General features: G+C 69.2%; 20 protein-coding genes. 4 read left to right on the top strand and 16 right to left on the bottom strand.

Annotated features, from left to right (window positions below):
- Window positions 1-48: 48 nt before the first annotated feature.
- Window positions 49-1212: an acyl-CoA dehydrogenase family protein gene (locus tag Acor_RS26515; RefSeq protein WP_155339471.1), complete on the bottom strand. Its 1164-nt coding sequence runs from the start codon at window positions 1210-1212 to the stop codon at window positions 49-51.
- 196 nt (window positions 1213-1408) lie between these two features.
- Here Acor_RS26515 and Acor_RS26510 point away from each other — a divergent pair, with 196 nt between their 5' ends.
- Window positions 1409-2716, top strand: a complete 1308-nt coding sequence (locus tag Acor_RS26510) for a UDP-glucose dehydrogenase family protein (RefSeq protein ID WP_155339470.1) — start codon at window positions 1409-1411, stop codon at window positions 2714-2716.
- 19 nt (window positions 2717-2735) lie between these two features.
- Here the strand turns inward: Acor_RS26510 and purE are convergent, their stop codons facing one another.
- Genes purE through Acor_RS26495 form a run of 3 tightly spaced genes read right to left on the bottom strand, consistent with a single transcriptional unit; the run spans window position 2736 to window position 5390 of the window.
- Window positions 2736-3263 (bottom strand): 5-(carboxyamino)imidazole ribonucleotide mutase, encoded by a 528-nt coding sequence (purE, locus tag Acor_RS26505; RefSeq protein WP_155339469.1) that lies wholly within the window; start codon window positions 3261-3263, stop codon window positions 2736-2738.
- A 28-nt stretch (window positions 3264-3291) separates the two neighbouring features.
- Window positions 3292-4407 (bottom strand): 5-(carboxyamino)imidazole ribonucleotide synthase, encoded by a 1116-nt coding sequence (locus Acor_RS26500; RefSeq protein WP_281353262.1) that lies wholly within the window; start codon window positions 4405-4407, stop codon window positions 3292-3294.
- Window positions 4408-4442: 35 nt separating this feature from the next.
- Complete coding sequence (locus Acor_RS26495) at window positions 4443-5390, bottom strand: hypothetical protein (RefSeq protein ID WP_155339467.1); 948 nt, start codon at window positions 5388-5390, stop codon at window positions 4443-4445.
- A gap of 219 nt (window positions 5391-5609) precedes the next feature.
- Here Acor_RS26495 and Acor_RS26490 point away from each other — a divergent pair, with 219 nt between their 5' ends.
- A complete protein-coding gene (locus tag Acor_RS26490; protein ID WP_155339466.1) occupies window positions 5610-6092 on the top strand; it encodes a GtrA family protein in 483 nt (160 codons plus the stop codon).
- Here the strand turns inward: Acor_RS26490 and Acor_RS26485 are convergent.
- From Acor_RS26485 to Acor_RS26445, 9 genes are all read right to left on the bottom strand, one after another.
- Entirely contained in the window at window positions 6065-7336 is a 1272-nt protein-coding gene (locus Acor_RS26485; protein WP_155339465.1) for an ATP-binding protein, read from the bottom strand. The genes Acor_RS26490 and Acor_RS26485 overlap by 28 nt on opposite strands.
- A gap of 6 nt (window positions 7337-7342) precedes the next feature.
- Window positions 7343-8011: a response regulator transcription factor gene (locus Acor_RS26480; RefSeq protein ID WP_155339464.1), complete on the bottom strand. Its 669-nt coding sequence runs from the start codon at window positions 8009-8011 to the stop codon at window positions 7343-7345.
- Window positions 8012-8233: 222 nt separating this feature from the next.
- Window positions 8234-8716, bottom strand: a complete 483-nt coding sequence (gene bfr / locus Acor_RS26475) for a bacterioferritin (protein ID WP_155339463.1) — start codon at window positions 8714-8716, stop codon at window positions 8234-8236.
- 16 nt (window positions 8717-8732) lie between these two features.
- Window positions 8733-8912, bottom strand: a complete 180-nt coding sequence (locus Acor_RS26470; RefSeq protein WP_155339462.1) for a (2Fe-2S)-binding protein — start codon at window positions 8910-8912, stop codon at window positions 8733-8735.
- An 85-nt stretch (window positions 8913-8997) separates the two neighbouring features.
- Entirely contained in the window at window positions 8998-9621 is a 624-nt protein-coding gene (locus tag Acor_RS26465; RefSeq protein ID WP_155339461.1) for an MBL fold metallo-hydrolase, read from the bottom strand.
- Window positions 9618-10703 (bottom strand): S-(hydroxymethyl)mycothiol dehydrogenase, encoded by a 1086-nt coding sequence (locus tag Acor_RS26460; RefSeq protein WP_155339460.1) that lies wholly within the window; start codon window positions 10701-10703, stop codon window positions 9618-9620. The genes Acor_RS26465 and Acor_RS26460 overlap by 4 nt, the downstream gene beginning before the upstream one ends.
- A gap of 48 nt (window positions 10704-10751) precedes the next feature.
- Entirely contained in the window at window positions 10752-11765 is a 1014-nt protein-coding gene (locus tag Acor_RS26455) for an adenylate/guanylate cyclase domain-containing protein (protein ID WP_155339459.1), read from the bottom strand.
- Window positions 11762-12274: a PH domain-containing protein gene (locus tag Acor_RS26450; RefSeq protein ID WP_155339458.1), complete on the bottom strand. Its 513-nt coding sequence runs from the start codon at window positions 12272-12274 to the stop codon at window positions 11762-11764. The genes Acor_RS26455 and Acor_RS26450 overlap by 4 nt, the downstream gene beginning before the upstream one ends.
- A gap of 58 nt (window positions 12275-12332) precedes the next feature.
- On the bottom strand, window positions 12333-13157 hold the full coding sequence (locus Acor_RS26445; protein ID WP_155339457.1) for a biotin--[acetyl-CoA-carboxylase] ligase: 825 nt from the start codon (window positions 13155-13157) through the stop codon (window positions 12333-12335).
- Between the two features lie 143 nt (window positions 13158-13300).
- Between Acor_RS26445 and Acor_RS26440 the strand changes: the two genes are divergently transcribed.
- Entirely contained in the window at window positions 13301-15502 is a 2202-nt protein-coding gene (locus Acor_RS26440; RefSeq protein ID WP_155339456.1) for an FdhF/YdeP family oxidoreductase, read from the top strand.
- Entirely contained in the window at window positions 15499-16326 is an 828-nt protein-coding gene (fdhD, locus tag Acor_RS26435; RefSeq protein WP_155339455.1) for a formate dehydrogenase accessory sulfurtransferase FdhD, read from the top strand. The genes Acor_RS26440 and fdhD overlap by 4 nt, the downstream gene beginning before the upstream one ends.
- Window positions 16327-16330: 4 nt before the next feature.
- Here the strand turns inward: fdhD and Acor_RS26430 are convergent, their stop codons facing one another.
- From Acor_RS26430 to Acor_RS26420, 3 genes are all read right to left on the bottom strand, one after another.
- Complete coding sequence (locus tag Acor_RS26430; protein WP_155339454.1) at window positions 16331-18970, bottom strand: phosphoenolpyruvate carboxylase; 2640 nt, start codon at window positions 18968-18970, stop codon at window positions 16331-16333.
- A 65-nt stretch (window positions 18971-19035) separates the two neighbouring features.
- On the bottom strand, window positions 19036-20607 hold the full coding sequence (locus Acor_RS26425; RefSeq protein WP_155339453.1) for a hypothetical protein: 1572 nt from the start codon (window positions 20605-20607) through the stop codon (window positions 19036-19038).
- Window positions 20604-21365: an ABC transporter ATP-binding protein gene (locus Acor_RS26420; RefSeq protein ID WP_155339452.1), complete on the bottom strand. Its 762-nt coding sequence runs from the start codon at window positions 21363-21365 to the stop codon at window positions 20604-20606. Before Acor_RS26420 ends, Acor_RS26425 begins: the two co-directional genes overlap by 4 nt.
- Window positions 21366-21419 lie beyond the last annotated feature (54 nt).

Genomic DNA, 21419 nt, shown 5'->3' with positions numbered 1-21419 from the left:
AGATGGCGGGGTTCCCAGGACGGGAACGCCGGGGCCCTGCCTCAGGGGCTACTTCAGGAGTTGGCGGGCCATGACCATGCGCTGGATCTGGTTGGTGCCCTCGTAGATCTGGGTGATTTTGGCGTCGCGCATCATGCGTTCTACCGGGTAGTCGCGGGTGTAGCCGTAGCCGCCGAGGAGTTGGACGGCGTCGGTGGTGATGTCCATGGCGGCGTCGCTGGCCGCGCATTTGGCGGCGCTGGAGAAGAACGTGAGGTCCTTGACCGGGGTGCCGTGCATGGCGAGTTCGGATTTGGTGGCGGCCGCGTAGGTGAGTTGGCGGGCGGCTTCGAGTTTCATGGCCATGTCGGCGATCATGAATTGGAGGCCCTGGAAGTCGGCGATCGGGCGGCCGAACTGTTTGCGTTGTTTGACGTAGCCGATCGCGTAGTCGAGGGCGCCTTGGGCGATGCCGAGGGCCTGGGCGGCGATGGTGATTCGGGTGTGGTCCAAGGTGGCCAGGGCCGTTTTGAAGCCGGTGCCGGGGGCGCCGATCATGCGGCTGGCGGGGATTCGGACGTTTTCCAGGATGACCTGGCGGGTGGGGGATCCCTTGATGCCGAGTTTCTTTTCCTTGGGGCCGAAGGAGACGCCCTCGTCGGATTTCTCGACGACGAAGGCGGAGATGCCCCGGGGGCCGGCGGAGGGGTCAGTGACGGCCATGACTGTGTAGTACTCGGAGATTCCGGCGTTGGTGATCCAGGATTTGGTGCCGTTGAGGATGTAGTCGTCGCCGTCGGCTACGGCCCTGGTTTTCATGGCGGCGGCGTCGGAGCCGGCCTCGGCTTCGGAGAGGGCGTAGGAGAACATGCCGTCGCCGCGGGCGACGGGGGTGAGGTATTGGGCTTTGAGTTCTTCGGAGCCGGACAGGAGGAGCGGGACAGTGCCGAGTTTGTTGACGGCGGGGATCAGGGAGGAGGACGCGCAGGCGCGGGCGATCTCCTCGATCACGATGACCGTGGCGAGGGCGTCGGCTCCGGCGCCGCCGTATTCCTCGGGGATGTGGACGGCGTGGAAGTCGGCCGCGACCAGATCCTTGTAGACGTCGGCGGGGAACTCCTCGTTCTCGTCGGCGAAGGCGGCACGCGGGGCGACCTTTTCGTCGGCGAGGGCGCGGACGGCTTCCCGCAGCATCTCGTGCTCTTCGCTGGGCGAGTACAGAGGAACGCTCATAACGAGATTCTAGGACGTCCAAGTATCGGATCGGCAGGGGGCCGCGCTACGCGGAAGGGCGGCGCCCCGACGTCAGAGAGCGGCTTTGCCGTCTGTTGGGGGTCGCCGGGCTCGCGCCGGGGGCAGGGAGAAGGGTCGCCTAGCCTGGGATAACATTCCGGCACGCAAAAGGTGGGCAAATGGAGGGAGCGTGGCCGTGCCGTACCGTCTGACGGTGTTGGGGACTGGATATCTGGGGGCCACGCACGCGGCGTGTATGGCCGAGCTCGGGTTCGAGGTGCTCGGGCTGGACGTCGATCCAGAGAAGATCGCGAGTCTGCAGCGCGGCGAGCTGCCCATTCATGAGCCGGAGCTGGAGGAGATGCTGCGGCGGAACCTCGCGAACGGGCGGTTGCGGTTCACCACGTCCTATCAGGAGGTGGGTGAGTTCGGGGATGTACATTTCATCTGCGTGGGGACGCCGCAGAAGAAGGGCGAGTACGCGGCGGACGTGTCCTATCTGGACGCCGTCATCGAGTCGCTGGCCCCGCATCTGAAGCGGGAATGCCTGGTCGTGGGGAAGTCGACGGTTCCGGTCGGTACGGCTCAGCGTCTGTCCGACAAGCTCATGCATCTGGCGGGGCCGCAGGCCGAGCTGGCCTGGAATCCGGAGTTCCTGCGTGAGGGGTTCGCGGTTCAGGACACCTTGAAGCCGGATCGGCTCGTGTTCGGGGTGGCGTCGGACCGGGCGGAGAAGATTCTCCGCGATGTGTACGCGCCGCTGGGCGAGGTGCCGACCGTGGTCGCCGATTTCCCGACCGCCGAGCTGGTCAAGTCGGCCGCGAACGCGTTCCTGGCGACCAAGATCTCGTTCATCAACGCCATGGCGGAGGTCTGCGAGGCGGCGCACGCCGATGTGAAACAGCTCTCGCTCGCGCTGTCCTTCGACGAGCGGATCGGCGGGCGGTTCCTCAACCCGGGGCTGGGTTTCGGCGGCGGGTGCCTGCCCAAGGACATCCGGGCGTTCATGGCGCGGGCTGGCGAGCTGGGCGCTGATCAGGCGCTCTCGTTCCTGCGCGAAGTGGACGCGATCAACATGCGGCGTCGGGCCCGGATGGTCGATCTGGCCCGTGACCTGGTCGGCGGCTCATTCCGGCGGCGGATCGTAGGCGTGCTCGGCGCGGCTTTCAAGCCGAATTCGGACGACATCCGGGACTCCCCCGCCCTGGACGTGGCGCTGACGATCGGTCAGCAGGGCGGCGCGGTCACCGTGTACGACCCGGTCGCCCTGAACAACGTCCGCAAGGCCCACCCGGACCTCGGCACCGCCGATTCGGTCCTCGACGCGACCAACGACGCCGACGTGGTCCTCCTCCTGACCGAATGGCAGGAGTTCGTCGACCTCGACCCAGAGGCCGTCGGCGCGGTCGTCAACACCCGCAACATCGTCGACGGCCGCAACGCCCTGGACGCCGAAGTCTGGCGCGCCGCAGGCTGGAACTACCGCGCCCTCGGCCGCCCATAACCCCCTTTTCCGGTACGGCCTACGGCTGAAGCTCGGACACCTCCGCCCGCAGTTTCGCGCCCTTCGCATGGGCTTGCTCCCGAAGCCCGATCTGGAAGGTGACCATGCGCCCCTGCAGGGCGGAGTCGCTGGCCGCGAGGATGCGGACGGCGAGGAGACCGGCGTTCCTGGCACCGCCAATGGCCACCGTGGCTACGGGAACGCCGGCGGGCATCTGCACGATGGACAACAGTGAGTCCATTCCGTCCAGATATTTCAGCGGAACGGGAACGCCAATGACCGGAAGAGGCGTCACGGAGGCCAGCATGCCGGGCAAATGAGCTGCACCCCCGGCACCGGCAATGATCACCTTCAGGCCTCGGGAATCAGCGTGCCGACCATATTCGATCATTTCAGCCGGCATGCGATGAGCCGAGACCACATCAGCCTCGAACGGGACCCCGAACTCGGCAAGCGCTTCCGCGGCGGCTTTCATGACCGGCCAGTCGGAATCGCTGCCCATCACGATGCCGACCTGCGGTACAGCCTCGGGTTGGGTTTGCGTCATGTCATGATCCCTTCAAAGAAAGCGCAGCTCAGACCGGCCCCCGCAGGCACGTCACCGCATGCTGGGCGCGCGCCCGTACTTCGGCGAGGTCAGTCCCGAGTGCGGTGACGTGGCCGATTTTCCGGCCCGGACGGACTTCCTTCCCGTAGAAGTGCAGCTTGATGCCCGGGTCATGAGCGAGGACGTGTTCGTACCGCCGGAAGATGTCGGGATCCGGGCCGCCGAGCAGGTTGGCCATGACGACGACGGGCGCGGTCATGGTGGGGGAACCGAGCGGCAGGTTGAGCACGGCGCGGAGGTGCTGTTCGAACTGGGAGGTTCTGGCGCCTTCGATGGTCCAGTGGCCGCTGTTGTGGGGGCGCATGGCCAGTTCGTTGACCATCAGGCCGGTCTTGGTCTGGAACATTTCGACCGCGAGCAGGCCGGTGACGCCGAGCTCGTTGGCGATGGTCAGCGCGATCTTCTGCGCCTGGGCGGCGTCCTCCGCGTCCAGGTCGGGGGCGGGCGCGATGACCTCCACGCAGATACTGTCCTCCTGAACGGTCTCCACGACCGGATAGCTGACCCCCTGACCGTGCGGCGACCGCGCGACGAGCACAGCCAACTCCCGCTCGAACGGGACGAAAGCCTCAGCAAGCAGCTCAACGCCATTTTTCAGGACCTCGGCTGCGGCGTCCGGGGATCCGACCACCCACACTCCACGACCGTCGTAGCCCCCGCGAACGGCCTTCAGGACGACAGGCCACCCATTCTCCTTGGCGAACCCCTCAACATCAGACAAAGAGTCGACAGGAGCCCACGCCGGACACGGCACCCCGATATCGGTAAGCCGCCCCCGCATAACCGCCTTGTCCTGGGCGTAGATGAGCGCATCCGCCCCGGGATGCACCACGACCCCCGCCTCAGTCAACGCCCGAATATGCTCACCCGGCACATGCTCATGATCAAACGTCACAGCGTCGCACCCAGCCGCGAACGCGCGCAGATCATCCAGGTCCCGATAATCCCCGAGCACCGTCTGAGTGATCACCCGGGCCGCGCTCTCGTCCGGCGAGTTCGCCAGAACCCGCAACTCGATGCCGAGCGCGATGGCGGCCTGCTGGGTCATCCGGGCGAGCTGCCCGGCACCGACCATGCCAACCACAGGAGCAACGTTAGGGCTGTTCACAAGGGGCTAGCTTAGCTCGCCGTGATATGCGCGAGCTCCCGCCGAAGCCCGATAGTGGACATCTTGCCCGCCTTACTGACCTTCGTGATCAGAAAGAGGATCTCGCTCCCGGTCAGGTGACCCGACTTGGCTTTGCCGGTGAACGCCTTCACTTCGGCGGTGTCGTACCGGGGATGGCGAAGAGCATGGCGGCCGGCGCCGGGCTTCTGGGTGAAGACCAGTTTGATCGCGTGAAAGACCAGCGCGCCACCATCGTCGAGCAGCAGCGCCCGGGACGAATCCGTCGCCAGCCGCACATCCACCGAAACCCGGTCGGGCCTGGCCTTTCGCGGAGTACGGAGCAACTCCGCCAGCACGCTCCGCACCGGATCCCCAGCCGGGAAGGTGATTCCGCTCACACCCGCCGGATCGGTCAGATAACTCAGATACTGCTGCGGCACCAACCGGGACTTGACCACCATCTCGGCCGCCCCCTCCGGAACCGAGTCCTGCGGCGGAACCTTCCCGGTCAGCGGAATCGGCCCCAGCTCCAACTGCCAGACACCATCCTCGTGCACGAACACGAAGTAAGCCGGATCGGGCTTGCGCGCGAGCGCCGTGAACCAGGCCCCGTCATCCGCCTCGCCCGGCAGAAACACCTCGGTATCCGAATAATCCGAGAAATCGACCCCGCCCAGCCCCTGCTTCTTCGCCGAGCAGACCGTCGTCCCGAGTTCACGCTCCGGACCCGCGGTCAGCGACTGCACCGTCTCGCAGTCCGACGTCTTCCAGGCTTCCCGCAGCTCCGGCAGCGCCTGCAACGCGCCCTCGGCGACGTCCAGCGACAGCACCGGCGACGGGGACTCGCTTCCCTCCAGCACAGGCCCGGCGACGGACTGCCCGCCACACGCCACCAACCCCACCAGGCCGAGCACGCAAGCTCCCCGGCGGACGCTGCCCCCGCGAAGGCGCCGACCCATGCGGCCCATGATCCCCGCAGTCCCCTCACCCATGCGAACGCCCGATGTCGGCGCGAGCGTAATGCCTCAACGCTGCCTTTTAACCTTATAGTCGGAAATTTATTGAAATGTTCTTTGGTGACCTGGGAAGAACCTGGGTGTGGGTGGAACAGTACGCCTGCGCCGAGCCAGGGCCGGTAGCCTGGGTCGAACCCCCAAGCAGGAAGGACCGTACGGCTCGTGCAGCTCATCCGTCGCGCATACGAGCGGTTCGCCGCACTCGTCCACGAACTGCTGAAGTTCGGCACCGTGGGCGCCATGGCCTTCGTGATCAACTTTGGCGTGGTCAACATTCTCTGGGCCATGTGGGGGTCGGAGGGCACCCTGACCGCGAAGGTGATCGCGACCGTGATCGCCGCCACCTTCGCCTACTTCGGGAACCGCTTCTGGACCTTCCGCCACCGCGAGCAGAGCGGCCTGGCCCGGGAGTACGTGCTGTTCTTCGTCCTCAACGGGGTCGGCCTGCTGATCGAGCTGCTCTGCCTGAGCTTCAGCCGCTACACCCTCGGCCTGGACAGCCTGATCGCCAACAACATCGCCACGCTGATCGGCACCGGTCTGGGCACCCTGTTCCGTTTCTGGTCGTACAAACGCTGGGTCTTCCTGGCCCCGGAGCTGCCGGCCGAGGCCGTCGATCAGGCGGGCCCGCTGACCACCCGGTGACGGCGGCCGTTCTCGCCCACCTGGCGGAGGAAGACGGCGAAGGTCGCCGGGCGCGGTTTGACCAGTTCCAGCCGTCCCCCGTCGGCCACCACGAGTGACCGCGCCAGCGTGAGGCCGAGCCCGGTCCCCCGGCCGCCGGTCACGTTCCGCTCGAACACCCGGTTGCGGATCTTCTCCGGCACGCCCGGCCCCTGGTCGGAGACTTCGATGACGATGGACTTGTCCGAGCTGGTGGTGGATATCCGGACCGCGCCGCCGCCGTGCTGGAGCGAGTTGTCCAGCAGCGTCGCGACCACCTGGCTGAGCCCGCCGGTGGTGGCCAGCGCGAGCAGGCCCCGGGTGCCGACCAGTTCGATGCTGCGCTGCGACCGCCGGAACGCGGGCTCCCACTCACCGATCTGCTGGATCAGGACCTCGTCGATGTCGATCGGCTCGGCCTGGGAGTGGCGCTGCCGCCGGGCCGCGGCCAGCAGTTCGTCGATGACGGCGGTGAGGCGTTCGGCCTGCAGGATGGCGGCCTCGCCCTCCTCCCGCACGATGGCGGGCTCAGCGGCGGCGGCGACGATCTCCTCCAGGCGCATGGTGAGGCCGGTCAGCGGGGTCCTGAGCTGATGTGAGGCGTCGGTGGCGAACTCGCGCTCGCGGCCGAGGAGTTCGGAGATCCGGATGGCGCTGCGGTCCAGCACCTCGGCGACCCGGTCGAGTTCGGGGATGCCGTAGCGGTGCCTGCTGGGCCGGGCGTCGCCGGAGCCCAGTCGCTCCGCGATCTTCGCCAGGTCCAGGAGGGGCAGCGACAGCCGGCGTGAGGTCACCACGGCGAGCCCGATGGCCACGCCGAGCGCGGCGACCGCGAGCGCGATGGTGAGCAGCAGCCGGGCCCGGATCTCGTGATCGATCTGGGCGGTGTCCCGGGTGACCCGCACCACGCCGTTCTCGGAGCGCGCGTCCTCGGTGAGTGAGCGGTTCGCCGGGGGTTCGGTGCCCACGGCGATCGGCGCGATGCCGCGGAACGCGACCTGGATGTAGCGGTTGGGGTAGTTGCTCGCCAGCTGCTTGGGGTCGACCGGCTGCTCCTGACTGATCGCGTACTCCACGCTGATCAGCACGCGGGTCGCCTCGGCGTTGAGCTCCTGGGCGGCCTCGTCGTTGATGAGCCGTACGACGACCACGCCCAGGGGCACACCGAGCAGCAGAACCGCGATGACCGCCACCAGCAGCATCGAGGAGAGCAAACGCCTCCGCATGGCCCCTTACTCGCGTTCGAAGCGGAAGCCGACTCCTCGCACGGTGGTGATGTACCGGGGCTTGGCGGCGTCGTCTCCGAGCTTTCGGCGCAGCCAGGAGATGTGCATGTCCAGGGTCTTGGTGGAGCCCCACCAGTTGGTGTCCCACACTTCGCGCATGATCTGCTCGCGGGTGACCACCTTCCCCGCGTCCCGGACGAGCACCCGGAGCAGGTCGAACTCCTTGGTGGTCAGGTGCAGTTCCTTCTCCCCCATCCAGGCGCGGCGGGAGTCGGCGTCGATCCGAACGCCCTGGACCACGGGTGTCTCCGAAGTGCCACGGCGGAGCAGGGCCCGGACCCGGGCCAGCAGCTCGGCCAGCCGGAACGGTTTGGTGACGTAGTCGTCGGCCCCGGCGTCGAGGCCGACCACCGTGTCGACCTCGTCGACACGGGCGGTGAGAATGAGCACGGGCGTGCCGTGGCCTTCGGCCCTGATTCGGCGGGCGACCTCCAGCCCATCCATCTCGGGCAGGCCAAGGTCGAGAACGATGAGGTCGACGCCCCCCGAAAGAGCCCTTTCCAGGGCCTGCGGGCCGTCCGGACTCACCTCCACCTGATAGCCCTCCCGGCGCAGGGCGCGCGCAAGCGGCTCGGAGATCGAGGTGTCATCCTCGGCGAGAAGTACGCAGGTCATGAAGCGATCGTAGGACCTTAAGCGATCGTTTCCCGGCAGCAGCGCGCGGTTTGACTCGTCGTTGACTTATCAATTGACCTGGGCAAACACTCTTAAAGGTCGGTTTATCGCGGTAGTTCAACCCGCCCGGCGGGGGTAGCGGGTCGGGAAAGCTCCGCTGGACGTACGCCGGGGAAAAAAGAAAGCCCGCCGGGCGCACCCGACGGGCCGACCGGAAACTGGTCAGGAGGCGGACGGCGGCTCGGCGTAACGCTGGAGGTACAGCTGGTCGCCGAGCGTGTCCATCAGCCCGAGTTCGGTCTCCAGGTAGTCGATGTGATGCTCCTCGTCCTCGAGGATCTCCTCGAAGAGCAGGGCGGAGACGATGTCGCCGCGCTCGCGCATGAGCGCGATCCCGGGGCGAAGCCGCTGCACCACGCCCAGCTCCAGGTCGAGGTCGGCCTGGATCTGTTCCCGCACGGTCTGGCCGACGTGCAGGGTGAACAGTTTCTGGTAGTTCGGCAGCCCCTCCAGGAAGAGGATGCGGTCGGTGAGCTTCTCCGCGTGCTTCATCTCGTCGATGGACTCGGCCCGGGTGAAGCTCGCCAGCTTGGTGAAACCCCAGTTCTCCTGCATCTTGGCGTGCAGGAAGTACTGGTTGATGGCGGTGAGTTCAGAGGTCAGCTGCTCGTTGAGCAGCGCGATGATCTCCCTGTCGCCCTGCATGACGGGCCCCTTGCATCTACGCGGTCGTGATCAGGTCTTCGGACCGTTTCAGGATTGCACAGATCTTCCGGACACAAGAGCCGCAGTCGCCTCCCGCACCGGTGGTGTCGCGCACCTGCCTGGCGCTGGTGGCGCCCGCGGCAATACACGCGTGCACCTCCGAATCGGTTACAGCGCGGCAAATGCAGACATACATGACGGGGGAAGCCTCTCAAAGTAGGTTAGGCACACCTAAGATAACCCACTTTGGTAAGGCTTGCCTATGTGAGGCTCGACACAGGCTAGTGCCCTCTGGCCAGCCAATCCGCCAGATGCGGGGCCTCCACGCCGATGGTGGTGGAGTCGCCGTGCCCGGTGTGCACGATCGTCTCGCCCGGCAGCGTGAGCAGCCGGTCCTCGATCGACTCGATGATCGTCTCGAACGAGGAGTGCGACCGCCCGGTCGCCCCCGGCCCGCCCTGGAACAGGGTGTCGCCGCTGAAGACCACGCCCAGCTCCCGCGCGTGCAGGCAGACCGCGCCGGGCGAGTGCCCCGGCGTGTGCAGCACGGTGAGCGCCACGTCCCCGGCGTCGATCACCTGCCCGTCCTTCAGCGGCAGGTACGGAACCTCCGGCCCATACTGCATCGCCCAGAGCACCTGATCGGCCGGATGGAGCAGGATGGGCGCCCCGGCCGCGGCCGCGACCTCGGCGGCGGCGTTGATGTGGTCGTTGTGCGCGTGCGTGCAGACGATCGCGGTGATCCGCCGCCCGCCCGCCGCCGCCAGGATGGCCGCGGCGTCGTGGGCCGCGTCGATGACCACGACCTCCTCGTCGGAGCCGACCAGCCAGACGTTGTTGTCGACCTGCCAGCTGCCGCCGTCCAGCGCGAAGGTGCCCGAGGTGATCAGGCGGTCGACGCTCACAGGATCACCGCCGAGCGCAGCACCTCGCCGCGGTGCATCTTGGCGAAGGCCCCCTCGACGTCGCCCAGGCCGATGGTCTCGGACACGAAGCCGTCCAGGTTGAGGCGGCCCTGCAGGTAGAGGTCGATCAGCATGGGGAAGTCGCGGCTGGGCAGGCAGTCGCCGTACCAGGAGGACTTGAGGGAGCCGCCGCGGCCGAACACGTCCAGGAGCGGCAGGTCCAGGCGCATCTCGGGGGTGGGCACGCCGACCAGGACGACGGTCCCGGCCAGGTCGCGGGCGTAGAACGCCTGCTCGTAGGTCTCCGGGCGGCCGACCGCCTCGATCACCACGTCGGCGCCGTGGCCGCCGGTGAGATCCCGGATCGCCTCGACGGCGTCGCTCTCGCGCGAGTTCACGGTGTGGGTGGCGCCGAAGCCGCGGGCCCATTCGAGCTTGCGGTCGTCCACGTCGACGGCGATGATCGTGCCCGCCCCGGCCAGCTGGGAGCCGAGGATGGCCGCGTTGCCCACGCCGCCGCAGCCGATCACGGCCACCGAGTCGCCCCGGGTCACCCCGCCGGTGTTGATCGCCGCGCCGAGCCCGGCCATCACGCCGCAACCGAGCAGACCGGCCACGGCCGGCTTGGCCCGCGGGTCGACCTTCGTGCACTGACCGGCCGCGACCAGCGTCTTCTCCAGGAAGGCGCCGATGCCGAGCGCGGGGCTGAGCACGGTTCCGTCGGTCAGGGTCATCTTCTGCTTGGCGTTGTGGGTGGCGAAGCAGTACCAGGGCCGGCCGCGCAGGCAGGCCCGGCAGGCGCCGCAGACGGCCCGCCAGTTGAGGATCACGTAGTCGCCGGGCGCCAGGTCGGTCACGCCGTCGCCGACGGCCTCGACCACGCCGGCGGCCTCGTGGCCGAGCAGGAACGGGAAGTCGTCGCTGATGCCGCCTTCGCGGTAGTGCAGGTCGGTGTGGCAGACCCCGCACGCCTGGACCGTGACAACCGCCTCGCCGGGGCCGGGGTCGGGAACCAGCACCGTCTCCAAGGTGACCGGCGCACCCTTACCCTTAGCGATCACGCCCTGGACTTCATACGACATTCCGCACCTCCGTGTGTTTGATCAGGATTTCCATGAGCGGCCCCGCCGTCAAGCAGGGCCGGGCCCCCGCCGGAGCACGTACGGCTGGATCAGCCCGAGCCCCCTGGCCGGGCGGCGGCGGATCTTGACTACCTCGATGCCCGGCAGGCCGGTGACGTGCTCGGCCAGCGCGCTGTCGGCGACCACGCTGCCCGGCCGGGCGATCGCGGTCAGCCTGGCGGCCAGGTTGACGGTGGTGCCGAAGACGTCGCCCATCACGGGCAGCACCTGACCGTAGGCCAGGCCGATCCTGACCCCCGGGTCGCCCTGGCCGAGCGCGTCCACCAGGTCGAGGGTCATCCGGGCGGCCGACTCCGGTTCGGTGGCGGTGAACAGGACCTCGTCGCCCAGCGTCTTGACCAGCCGGCCGCCGTGCTGGGCGACCACGTCGGAGGCGCGCGACTCGAAGCCCTCGACCAGGTCGGCCAGGGCCGGTTCGTCCAGTTCTCGGGAGACCCGGGTGAAGGCGACCAGGTCGGCGAAGCCGACGGCCAGCGTGGTCCGGTGCTCCCCGACCTCGGTCAGCGCCAGCTGGCGGCCGGCCGAGGCGGCCAGCTGGGCCCGCCAGACGTGCACCAGGGTGCGCTCGAAGTCGGGCAGCAGCAGGTGGGCGGCGCGCATCACCCGGGCCAGGTCGGCGTCGGTGGGGGTGCCGTGCGGATTCAGCATGGCGCCGATCATGATCTCGGCCTGCCACTGGGCCAGCCGCGCGGTGGTCCGGCCGAGCGCCCGGGTCATCCGGATCAGGGTGATCTCGTCCAGCAGCCCGGCGTCCAGGATCGCCTTGATCCGCGTCAGCGCCCGCAGGTCGGCGTCGGTGAAGGCGACCGCGTCGTCGGCCAGGGTGGCGAAGCCGAGCGCCCGCCAGATCCGCTCGGCCAGTTCCTGCGGGATCTCGGCGGCCGAGGCGATCTCGTGCCGGGTGTAGCGCGGCGGCAGAGGGAGGAACAGCCGCTGGATGTCGGCCGCCGTCGGCCGACCGGCGAAGTCCTGGGCGTCCTGGGCGCTGCCGTCGGGCGTCACTTGCCGTCGATGTTCCCGTCCGAGGCGTCCTCGACCAGCCGGAACAGCTCGGTCCTGACGGTCTGGATCTTGGGGATGTCCCGGTAGAGGATCTCGCCGCGTTCTGAGGCCGACTCGACCTTCAGGGTGCCGCAGCCGAACAGGCGCTCCAGCAGGGTCTGGTCGGAGCTGACCGAGTTGACCTTGGCGAGCGGGATGTCGTCGTCGGACTTGTTCAGGATGCCGGTGCTGATGTTGAACCGGTGCGTCGTCAGCGTGTACGACGTGGTCTTCCAGCGCAGGTACGGCACGAAGGAGAACAGCGTGAGAGCGACGACGGCGACCACGGCGACGGTGATCCTGGCCAGCCAGGCGTACTCGAAATCGCCGGGGATGAAGTAGATCGCGGCGCTGGAGGCGACGACGACCAGAAGGAGCGCGAGGAAGGGCACGATGAGCCGCTTCCAGTGCGGGTGGAACGAGTGGACGACTCGCTCCCCCTGCGTAAGGTGGTGATCGGGCAGACCCATGGAGCGAATCGTGGCACGTTCACCGGGCGCGTGTCGTGTTTTGTCCGGCACTCGGTCGTCACGGATTGGCTGGCCGGACATGCACCACATCCCCCACGCTCAGCTTATGGTCGGTCCCTTCGGACCGCACGACGAGGTAGCCGGCTCGGTCGATCCCGGTCGCCTCCCCGATCAGTACCCGCTCCCCGGGCAACTCCACCCGCACCTCCCGCCCCACCGTCGCGCTCCCCGCCAGGTACGCCGCCCGCGACCCGCAGGCTTCCACGTCCCCGTTGGCGTCCACCCACTCCCGATACCGCGCCTCCAGCTCGCGCAGCACGGCGATCAGCAGTTCCCCCCGGTTCAGGGAAGGCGCGCCGGCCAGCAGCAGCGAGGTGGCCCGGTCCACCGGCAGTTCCTCCTGCCGCATCGTCACGTTGAGCCCCATGCCCACCACGACCGCGGAATCGACCCGCTCGGCCAGCACCCCGGCCAGTTTGCGCTCCCCGACCAGCAGGTCGTTGGGCCACTTGAGCCGCACGTCCACGCCGGTGTGCGCGCGCACCCCGGTCGCGGCGGCCAACCCGAACAGCAGCGGCAGCCAGCCCTGCCGGGCCGTCGGGACGTCGGGCCGCAGCAGCACCGAGAAGGTCAGCCCCGACCGGGGCGGAGCGGTCCAGCTCCTGCCCAGCCGCCCGCGCCCGGCGAACTGCGACTCGGCCACCAGGATCGCCCCTTCCCGGATGTTCTCCCTGGCCGCGTTGGCGAGGTCGGCGTTGGTGGAGCCGGTGCGCTCGACGACCTTGACGGCCGACCAGAGCGAGCCGGGTCGCACGAGCGCGCTCTGCAGCGCTGCCTGCGACAACGGCGGACGGTCAAGATCCAGGAACGGTGAGTCTGGCACCCGGCTATTTTCACCTCCCGAGCGGCGCTCTGTGACCGGATTGCCGCAATGACCTGGAATAACTACGGATTGCTGTTGATCGACTACGACAGGTAGTCAAGTTCCGGCATAAGGTGTGGAAAGCGCTGGTAGAGGAGTCAAAGATGAGCAAGCGGCCGGACCCGAAGAACTGGGCGAGCTGGAAACCATTCGGGATCGGCGAGCAGAAGCCCAACAACTATCTGGAGCTCTGGAAGGCGTTCCGGTCGGTGAAGGGCAACCGGCGGTATGCCTGGCGGATCCTCACCCAGGGGACGTGCGACGGGTGCGCGCTGGGGACCAAGGGCATGCGCGACTGGACGATGGGCGAGATCCATCTGTGCAACATCCGGCTGCGGCTGCTGGAGCTGAACACGATGCCGGCGCTGGATGTGGCGCTGCTGCGGGACGTGTCCGCGTTGCCGAAGCGGAGCGGGGAGCTTCGGGCGCTGGGGCGGCTGCCGTACCCGATGATCAGGCGGCAGGGTGAGGCCGGGTTCGCCCGGATCGGGTGGGATGAGGCGCTGGATCTGGCCGCGGCGCGGCTGGGCGGGAAGGTCGGGGTCTATCTCACCAGCCGGGGAGTGCCCAACGAGAACTACTTCGCGGCGCAGAAGGCGGTGCGGGCGATCGGGGTGAACTCGATCGACAACGCGGCGCGGATCTGCCATTCGCCGTCGACGGTGGCGCTCAAGCAGGCGATCGGGGCCGCGGCGACGACCTGCTCCTACCAGGACTGGATCGGGTCCGACCTGATCGTGTTCATCGGGTCGAACCCGTCGAACAACCAGCCGGTCGCGATGAAGTACCTGTACCACGCGAAGAAGGCCGGTACGAAGATCGCGATGCTCAACGCCTATCGCGAGCCGGGGATGGAGCGGTACTGGGTGCCGTCCAACGCCGAGTCCGCGCTGTTCGGCACGAAGATCACCGATCACTTCTTCGGGGTGAACATCGGCGGCGACATCGGCTTCCTGAACGGCGTGCTCAAGCATCTGGCCGAGAACGACTGGCTGGACAAGACGTTCATCGACACCCACACGGCCGGATTCGACGCCGTCAGGGACTCGGTCGCCGCGCAGTCGTGGGAATCGCTGGAAGCCCTGTCGGGCGCCACCCGGCAGGACATGTTCGAACTGGCCAAGCTGCTCGGCGAGGCGAAGTCGGCGGTGCTGGTCTGGTCGATGGGGATCACCCAGCACGCGTACGGCGAGGAGAACGTCCGCGCCATCGTCAACCTGGCGCTGGCCAGGGGCTTCGTCGGCCGGGACAACTGCGGCCTGATGCCGATCCGGGGCCACAGCGGCGTGCAGGGCGGCGCGGAGATGGGCGCGTACGCCACCGGCCTGCCCGGCGGCCTCCCGGTCACCCCCGAGAACGCGGCCAAATTCGAGGAGTTGTGGGGATTCGAGATTCCCACAACCCCGGGCTTGACAGCCACGGACATGATCGACGCCGCGCACGCGGGCGACCTGGACGTGCTGATCTCCTCCGGCGGCAACTTCCTGGAGGTCCTGCCCGACCCCGGCTACTGCCGTGAGGCGCTGTCCCGGCCGGGGCTGCGGGTGCACATCGACATCGTGCTCTCCTCCCAGATGCTGGTCCCGGGCGCCGGCGACGTGCTGCTGCTGCCCGCCCAGACCCGCTACGAGATGGCCGGCGGCGTGACCGAGACCTCCACCGAACGCCGGATCATCTACTCCCCCGAGGTCCAGGGCCGCCGAATCGGAGAAGCCTGGCCCGAGTGGAAGATCTTCACCGAACTGGCCGCGCGGACCCGCCCGGACCTGGCCGACCTGATCCGCTACCCCGGCGGCACGGCGGCGATCCGCGAGGACATCGAGCGCTCTGTGCCCTTCTACGCGGGCATCGCGGGCCTGTCCAAGTTCGGGGACAACGTGCAGTACGGCGGCCGGCACCTCTGCGCCGACGGCCTGTTCCCGACCCCGGACCATCGCGGCCACTTCGCCGCCGTGGACCTGCCGGAGCTCCAGCGCCCGGACGGCTCCTTCCTGGTCGCCACCCGGCGCGGCAAGCAGTTCAACAGCATGGTCCACGAGCGCAGGGACGGCTTCAACGGCGCGACCCGGCAGGCCGTGCTGATCAGCGGGTACGACGCGGACCGGCTCGGCCTGGCCGACGGCGCCGAGGTCACTCTGACCAGCCCGACCGGCAGTTTCACCGGGAATGTGCTGCGGGCGCCGCTGATGCCGGGCAACCTGCAGATCCACTGGCCGGAGGGCAACGTGCTGCTGGACAAGGCGCGCCGCTCCCCCGACGCGCGCATCCCGGACTACAACGCCTACGCGACGCTCGACCCGTCATGATCCGCCCAGGCCCGGTGACCCGCTACCGCGTCCGCCAGGTTTCCGGAAATATCGCGAAAGATCGGCGGGATGATCTCGCGACCGAGGAGCCGCTGGAGATCCGGGTCCTGGCCGGCGGGGTGAGCCGCACGGTCGCGATCACCATGCGCACCCCGGGGGCGGACTTCGAGCTGGCGGCGGGCTTCCTGCACGGCGAGGGCCTGGTCCGGCCCGGCGAGATCCAGGCGATCGGTTACTGCACCGACGACGACGTCCCGCCGGAGGCCCGCTACAACACGGTCTCCGTCCGCCTCCCCCACCTCCCCGAAGTCCCCCATTTGGAACGACATTTCATGACTTCGAGCGCCTGCGGCGTCTGTGGCAGCGCCAGCCTCGACGCGTTGAAGGACCGCTGTGTCCCGCTTGTCACCAGCGCCGTGAAAGTCCACCCCGAGATCCTGTACGGCCTGCCCGCCACCCTGCACGACGCCCAGGGCGTGTTCGCCCGTACCGGCGGCCTGCACGCGGCCGGACTCTTCACCCCCGACGGCGTCCTGATCCAGTCCCGCGAGGACGTCGGCCGCCACAACGCGGTCGACAAACTCGTCGGCTGGGCCCTGCTGCACGACCGTCTCCCGCTCACCGGCCAGCTGCTCCTGGTCAGCGGCCGGGCCAGCTACGAGATCGGCCAGAAGGCCCTGGCCGCCGGCCTCGAACTGCTCTGCGCCGTCTCCGCGCCGTCCTCCCTGGCCGTGGACCTGGCCAGGGAGTTCGGCATGACCTTGGTCGGCTTCCTCCGGAACGAGCGCTTCAACGTGTACGCGGGCCCCGAACGCATCCTCTGAACCGTCAGCCGGTGTTCTGCAGCCCGGCGGCGACCCCGTTCACGCTGAGCAGCAGCAGCGTCGACAGCCGGTCCCGCTCCTCCTCGGTCAGCGCCTCCTCCGAGCGCAGCGCCGACAGGGCGCGCAACTGCAGATGCGAGAGCGCGTCCACGTACGGGTCGCGCAGCTGCACCGCGCGGGACAGCACCCGGCGGCTCTCCAGCAGCCGGGAGTGCCCGGTGATCTCCAGCACCAGCTTGCGGGTCAGGTCGTACTCGACCAGCACCTGCTTGGCGAAGTCGTCCCGCCCGCCCAGCGCCAGATAGCGGGACGCGATGGCCTTGTCGGTCTTGGCCAGCGACATCTCCACGTTGTCCAGCAGCGAGGCGAACAGCGGCCACTCCTTGTACGCGGACTGGAGTTCCGCCCGGCCGCCCGCGTCCAGCACGGCGGACAGGCCGCTGCCCAGGCCGTACCAGCCGGGCAGGTTGACCCGGGTCTGCGCCCAGGCGAACACCCACGGGATGGCCCGCAGGTCGTCCAGCGACTTGGGCGCGCCCAGTCCCCGCCGGGCCGGGCGCGAGCCGAGGCGCAGCGAGCCGATCTCCTCCAGCGGGCTGACCAGCGCGAACCACTCGGGGAAGCCGGGCGCCTCGGTCAGCCCACGGTAGGCCTGCTCGGACGCCGAGGCGACCTGACCGGCCAGGTCGCGGAACTTGGCGGCGGCCTCTGCGGTGCGGGACTCGACCGTGGAGGTCGACGCCAGCAGGACGGCGTTGGTGACCTGCTCGATGTGGCGGCGGGCGATGGCCTGGTGGCCGTACCTGGCGAAGATGACCTCGCCCTGTTCGGTGACCTTGAAGCGGCCGGCCACCGAGCCGGGGGCCTGCGCCAGCACGGCCCGGTTGGCGGGGCCGCCGCCCCGGCCGAGCGCGCCGCCGCGGCCGTGGAAGAGCGTGAGGCGCACGTCGCTGGCGGTCGCCCAGGCGGCCAGCGCGGCCTGCGCGTCGTAGAGGCGCATCGTGGCGGCGGCCGGGCCGAGTTCCTTGGCCGAGTCGGAGTAGCCGAGCATGACCTCGATCCTGCGGCCGTTGGCGGCGAGCCGACGCTGGACCGGCTCGGACTCCACCATGCCGGCCAGCACGGACACCGAATTGTCGAGGTCGGCGCCCGACTCGAACAGCGGCACCACGTCCAGCACCGGCGCCCGGTCCCCGAGCGCGTGCCTGGCCAGCTCGTAGACGGCGATCACGTCGTCGGACGAACGGGTGAAGGACACCACATAGCGGGAGCAGGCCTTGACCCCGAACCGCTCCTGGATCCAGGCGATGGTCCGGATGGTGGCCAGCACCTCCTCGGTGCGCTCCGAGCGGCGGCCGCCCGCCCGCAGTTCGGCCAGCGCCTCCGCGTGCACTTGCGAGTGCTGCCGCACCTCCAGCTCGGCCAGGTGGAAGCCGAAGGTCTCCACCTGCCAGATCAGGTTCTGCACCTCCCCGTACGCCTGCCGGACCGCGCCTCCCCCGCTCAGCGAGTCCTGAGCCAGCCGCAGGTCGGACAGCAGATCGGCCGGCGACAGGTACGCCAGGTCCAGGTCGCGGCGGCGGGTGGCGGCGATCCTGGCGGCGGTGAACAGCAGCCACTGCCGGTGCGGCTCCTGCGGCGACCGGGTGGCCATCTCCGAGACCAGGTCGGGAAAGTCGCCCTCGGCCTGGGCCAGCGCGGCCAGCATCTGGTCGGACGGGGGCGTGTAGGCGGCGGAGACGGTCAGCGTGCGGGCGATCCGGGTGGCGGCGGTCTCCAGCGCGGTCAGCACGTGCTCGGCGTGGATGAGCACGGCCTCCCTGGTGACCTTGGCGGTGACGTTCGGGTTGCCGTCCCGGTCGCCGCCGATCCAGCTGCCGTACCGGATGTAGGCGCGGGAGCGGGGGGCGCGGGTGCCGGTGCCGGGTTCGAGCGCGGCGTCCAGCGAACGGTAGATGTGCGGGACGGCCCGGAACAGCGTCTCGTCGAAGGCGGCCATCGCGGTGCGGACCTCGTCGAGCGGGTCAAGTTTGGTGCTTCTGAGCTGGGATGTCCGCCAGAGCAGGTCGATCTCCTCCAGCATCCGCCGGTGCGCCTCCTCCCGCTCGGCCGCGCCCCGCCCCGGCGTGTTGTACAGGTCCAGCTGGGCGCTGACCCGCTGGATGGCGGTGACCACGGCCCGCCGCCTGGCCTCGGTCGGGTGCGCGGTGAGCACCGGGCGGAACTCCAGGCCGGCGATGAGCCGGTTGAGCTCCTCCACCCCGAGATCGTCCTTGAGCTCCCGGACGGCCTGGGCCAGCGACTCGGGCACCGGCACGTCGTCGCTGTCGCGGCGGCGCAGGATCCGGATCCGGTAGTGCTCCTCGGCCAGGTTGGCCAGGTGGAAGTAGCAGGTGAAGGCGCGGGCGATCTCCACCGCGCGCTCCACCGGCCAGGCGTTCACCAGCGCGGCCACCTCATCCACGGTGGTCTCCCGGCGGCGCGCGGCGATCACCGCTTTGCGCAGCCTTTCCACGTCCGCCAGCAGGTCGGGCCCGCCGTGTTCGGCGATCACCTGACCCAGCAGTTCGCCCAGCAGGCGGACGTCTGCGCGGAGCTCGTCGGGCATCTCAGTGACAGCGCTGTGGCGTTCGATCGAGGCCATGATTCGAAGAGTAGCGAGTGGCCGTGATCCGCCCGATACCGGTCTCACCCATTGGACTAGACCACTCAGGTGGGCCGGGAGACGGCCGCCAGCAGCTCGGGGAAACGCCGGAAGCCGATCTTGGCGGCGATCCGCCGCCCGCCCCAGGCCACCGCCGCGCCGTAGACCGCCCCGATCACGCTCACCCAGGGCGCGAAGAACACGGTGGGGATCAGCACCGGCAGGATCAGCAGGCCGGCCCCGAACAGCGCGCCGAACCCGGCGACGAACGCCTGCCCGCCCTGACCTGGCGCGGCCCCGCTGAACGCGTTCATCCGCTCCGGATAGGTGTACGGCGAGAGCACGCTCATCAACGCGCCCGTCCCCATCGCGAGCCCGAGCATGCACCAGGCCAGCAGCGTGGCCGGCACCGCCCAGAGCAGATTCCCGCCCAGCACGGCCCCGATCACCGAGATCACGGCCAGCAGCGGCCCCGAGATCAGGAAGTTGGCGAGCTGCCGCCCGGCGAAGTCGGTGCGCACGTCGCGGTCGGAGCCGAAGGCGACCGCGTTCATCCAGAGCGACCGGCCGTCGATGCCGAACGTGTTGGCCGACTGCACGCCGATCATGAGCGCGGCGATCAGCGCGGGGCCGACGGCCAGGCCGAAGCCGGGCGCGTTCACCGCATCCTGCGCATTCTGCGTGCCGTTCAGCGAGAACAGCATGATGCCGCCGATCGCGGCGGCGGAGAACCAGGCGACCCGGCCGCGCGGCTCGCGGCGGGCGTATTTGAGCTCCTTGGCGATGATCGCGCCGAGCCTGCTGTCCGGGAGCAGGCCGGTCCGGCGGGAGCGGCGGACCGAGCCGCCCTGGTTGGAGGCGTCCGGGCGGACCAGCGCGGCCCGCAGCGCGAGGATCCAGAGCCAGCCGAGCAGCAGCACCACGGCGGCCAGGATCAGCAGGTCCAGCACGCCGATCAGGCCGCCGTCGGCGATGGCGTGGGCGGCCAGGCCGGGCGGAGTCCAGCGCAGCGCGTCGGCCGCGGCCCGGAACATCCCCATCCCGTCGCCCGGCAGGCCGCGGTTGAGCACCAGGTTCGGCAGCTGGGTGAGCAGCACCACGAACACCACGGCGACCGCGAGCAGGTCCCGGCCGCGGCGGCTGCGCAGCGCGCCGGACAGCGCGGTGGTGACCAGCCGGGAGGCGACCAGGCAGAGCGCGAACACCAGCGGCACCGCGACCAGGCCGATCAGCACGCCACCGAGCCCGCGGGACAGGCCGACCACGCCGCCGAACAGGGCGACCAGCGACGCGATCGGCCAGGCGCCGGTGGCGGAGGCGGCGAACAGGCCGGTCGCCAGCTGCCGGGTGGTGAGCGGGAACAGGGCCAGCCGGGACGGGTCCAGTGTCTCGTCCAGCCCGAAGGCGAGCAGCGGCACGATCATCCAGGAGAGCACGGCCCCGGTGAAGACCACGGCGCCGACCTGGACGGCGAGGTCCGCGGCACCGAACCGGGCCAGGCTGAAGAGCAGGAAGCCGAGCGAGGCGCAGATCACGGCCGCGAAGATGGAGAACCCGAAGCCGAGCTGGCGGATCAGCTCGCCGCGCAGGCTGCCGGCGATCAGGCGCAGCTTGAGCCGGACGAAGGTGCCGATCATCGGGACCCCAGCCAGGACAGGCCCTCGCCGTCACCGTGCCCGCGCGCGCCGACCAGATCGAGGAAGGCCTCGTTGAGCGTGCGGCCCTGCCGGACCTCGGCCACCGGGCCCTGGGCGACGATGTGGCCCTGGCTCATCACCGAGACCCAGTCGCAGAGGCGTTCGACCAGGTCCATGACATGGCTGGAGAAGATCACCGTGGAGCCGGAGCCGGTATATCGCTGGAGGACCTCGACCAGGGTGTTCGCGCTCACCGGGTCGACGCCCTCGAACGGCTCGTCCAGGAAGAGCACCTCGGGGTTGTGCAGCAGCGCGGCGGCCAGGCCGATCTTCTTGCGCATGCCGGTGGAGTAGTCGACGACCAGCTTGTCCTGCGCGTCGACCAGGTCCATCACCCGGAGCAGTTCCTCGGCCCGCTGCTGGACCTGGGCGCGCGGGATGCCGCGCAGTTGCCCGTTGTAGAGCAGGAGTTCCCGCCCGGAGAGGCGTTCGAACAGGCGCAGGCCCTCGGGCAGCACGCCGATCCTGGACTTCACGCTCAGCGGGTCGGTCCACACGTCGAACCCGTCGATGGCGATCGACCCGTAGTCCGGGCGGAGCAGGCCCGTGCACATGGACAGCGTGGTGGTCTTGCCGGCGCCGTTGGGGCCGACCAGGCCGGCGAAGCTGCCTTTCGGCACCATCAGATCGACCCCTGCCACCGCGGTCTGCTGCCCGAACCGCTTGACCAGCCCCCGTGTGCGGACCGCCTCATCCATGCGTCAACCCATCTCTACGTGACGGTGCCCCCGTCTCTGAAATAACGAACATAG

The sequence above is a fragment of the Acrocarpospora corrugata genome, assembly GCF_009687845.1.
GTDB lineage: Bacteria > Actinomycetota > Actinomycetes > Streptosporangiales > Streptosporangiaceae > Acrocarpospora > Acrocarpospora corrugata.
The sequence above is the reverse complement of the archived record's forward strand: the minus strand, read 5'-3'. Positions and strand labels throughout refer to the sequence as shown.

Excerpts from the sequence above, each read along its gene's own strand:
- Acor_RS26515 (WP_155339471.1), bottom strand. The coding sequence starts at position 1,212 with ATGAGCGTTCCTCTGTACTCGCCCAGCGAAGAGCACGAGATGCTGCGG.
- purE (WP_155339469.1), bottom strand. The coding sequence starts at position 3,263 with ATGACGCAAACCCAACCCGAGGCTGTACCGCAGGTCGGCATCGTGATG.
- Acor_RS26495 (WP_155339467.1), bottom strand. The coding sequence starts at position 5,390 with ATGGGTCGGCGCCTTCGCGGGGGCAGCGTCCGCCGGGGAGCTTGCGTG.
- Acor_RS26485 (WP_155339465.1), bottom strand. The coding sequence starts at position 7,336 with ATGCGGAGGCGTTTGCTCTCCTCGATGCTGCTGGTGGCGGTCATCGCG.
- Acor_RS26480 (WP_155339464.1), bottom strand. The coding sequence starts at position 8,011 with ATGACCTGCGTACTTCTCGCCGAGGATGACACCTCGATCTCCGAGCCG.
- bfr (WP_155339463.1), bottom strand. The coding sequence starts at position 8,716 with ATGCAGGGCGACAGGGAGATCATCGCGCTGCTCAACGAGCAGCTGACC.
- Acor_RS26470 (WP_155339462.1), bottom strand. The coding sequence starts at position 8,912 with ATGTATGTCTGCATTTGCCGCGCTGTAACCGATTCGGAGGTGCACGCG.
- Acor_RS26460 (WP_155339460.1), bottom strand. The coding sequence starts at position 10,703 with ATGTCGTATGAAGTCCAGGGCGTGATCGCTAAGGGTAAGGGTGCGCCG.
- Acor_RS26450 (WP_155339458.1), bottom strand. The coding sequence starts at position 12,274 with ATGGGTCTGCCCGATCACCACCTTACGCAGGGGGAGCGAGTCGTCCAC.
- Acor_RS26440 (WP_155339456.1), top strand. The coding sequence starts at position 13,301 with ATGAGCAAGCGGCCGGACCCGAAGAACTGGGCGAGCTGGAAACCATTC.
- fdhD (WP_155339455.1), top strand. The coding sequence starts at position 15,499 with ATGATCCGCCCAGGCCCGGTGACCCGCTACCGCGTCCGCCAGGTTTCC.
- Acor_RS26430 (WP_155339454.1), bottom strand. The coding sequence starts at position 18,970 with ATGGCCTCGATCGAACGCCACAGCGCTGTCACTGAGATGCCCGACGAG.
- Acor_RS26425 (WP_155339453.1), bottom strand. The coding sequence starts at position 20,607 with ATGATCGGCACCTTCGTCCGGCTCAAGCTGCGCCTGATCGCCGGCAGC.
- Acor_RS26420 (WP_155339452.1), bottom strand. The coding sequence starts at position 21,365 with ATGGATGAGGCGGTCCGCACACGGGGGCTGGTCAAGCGGTTCGGGCAG.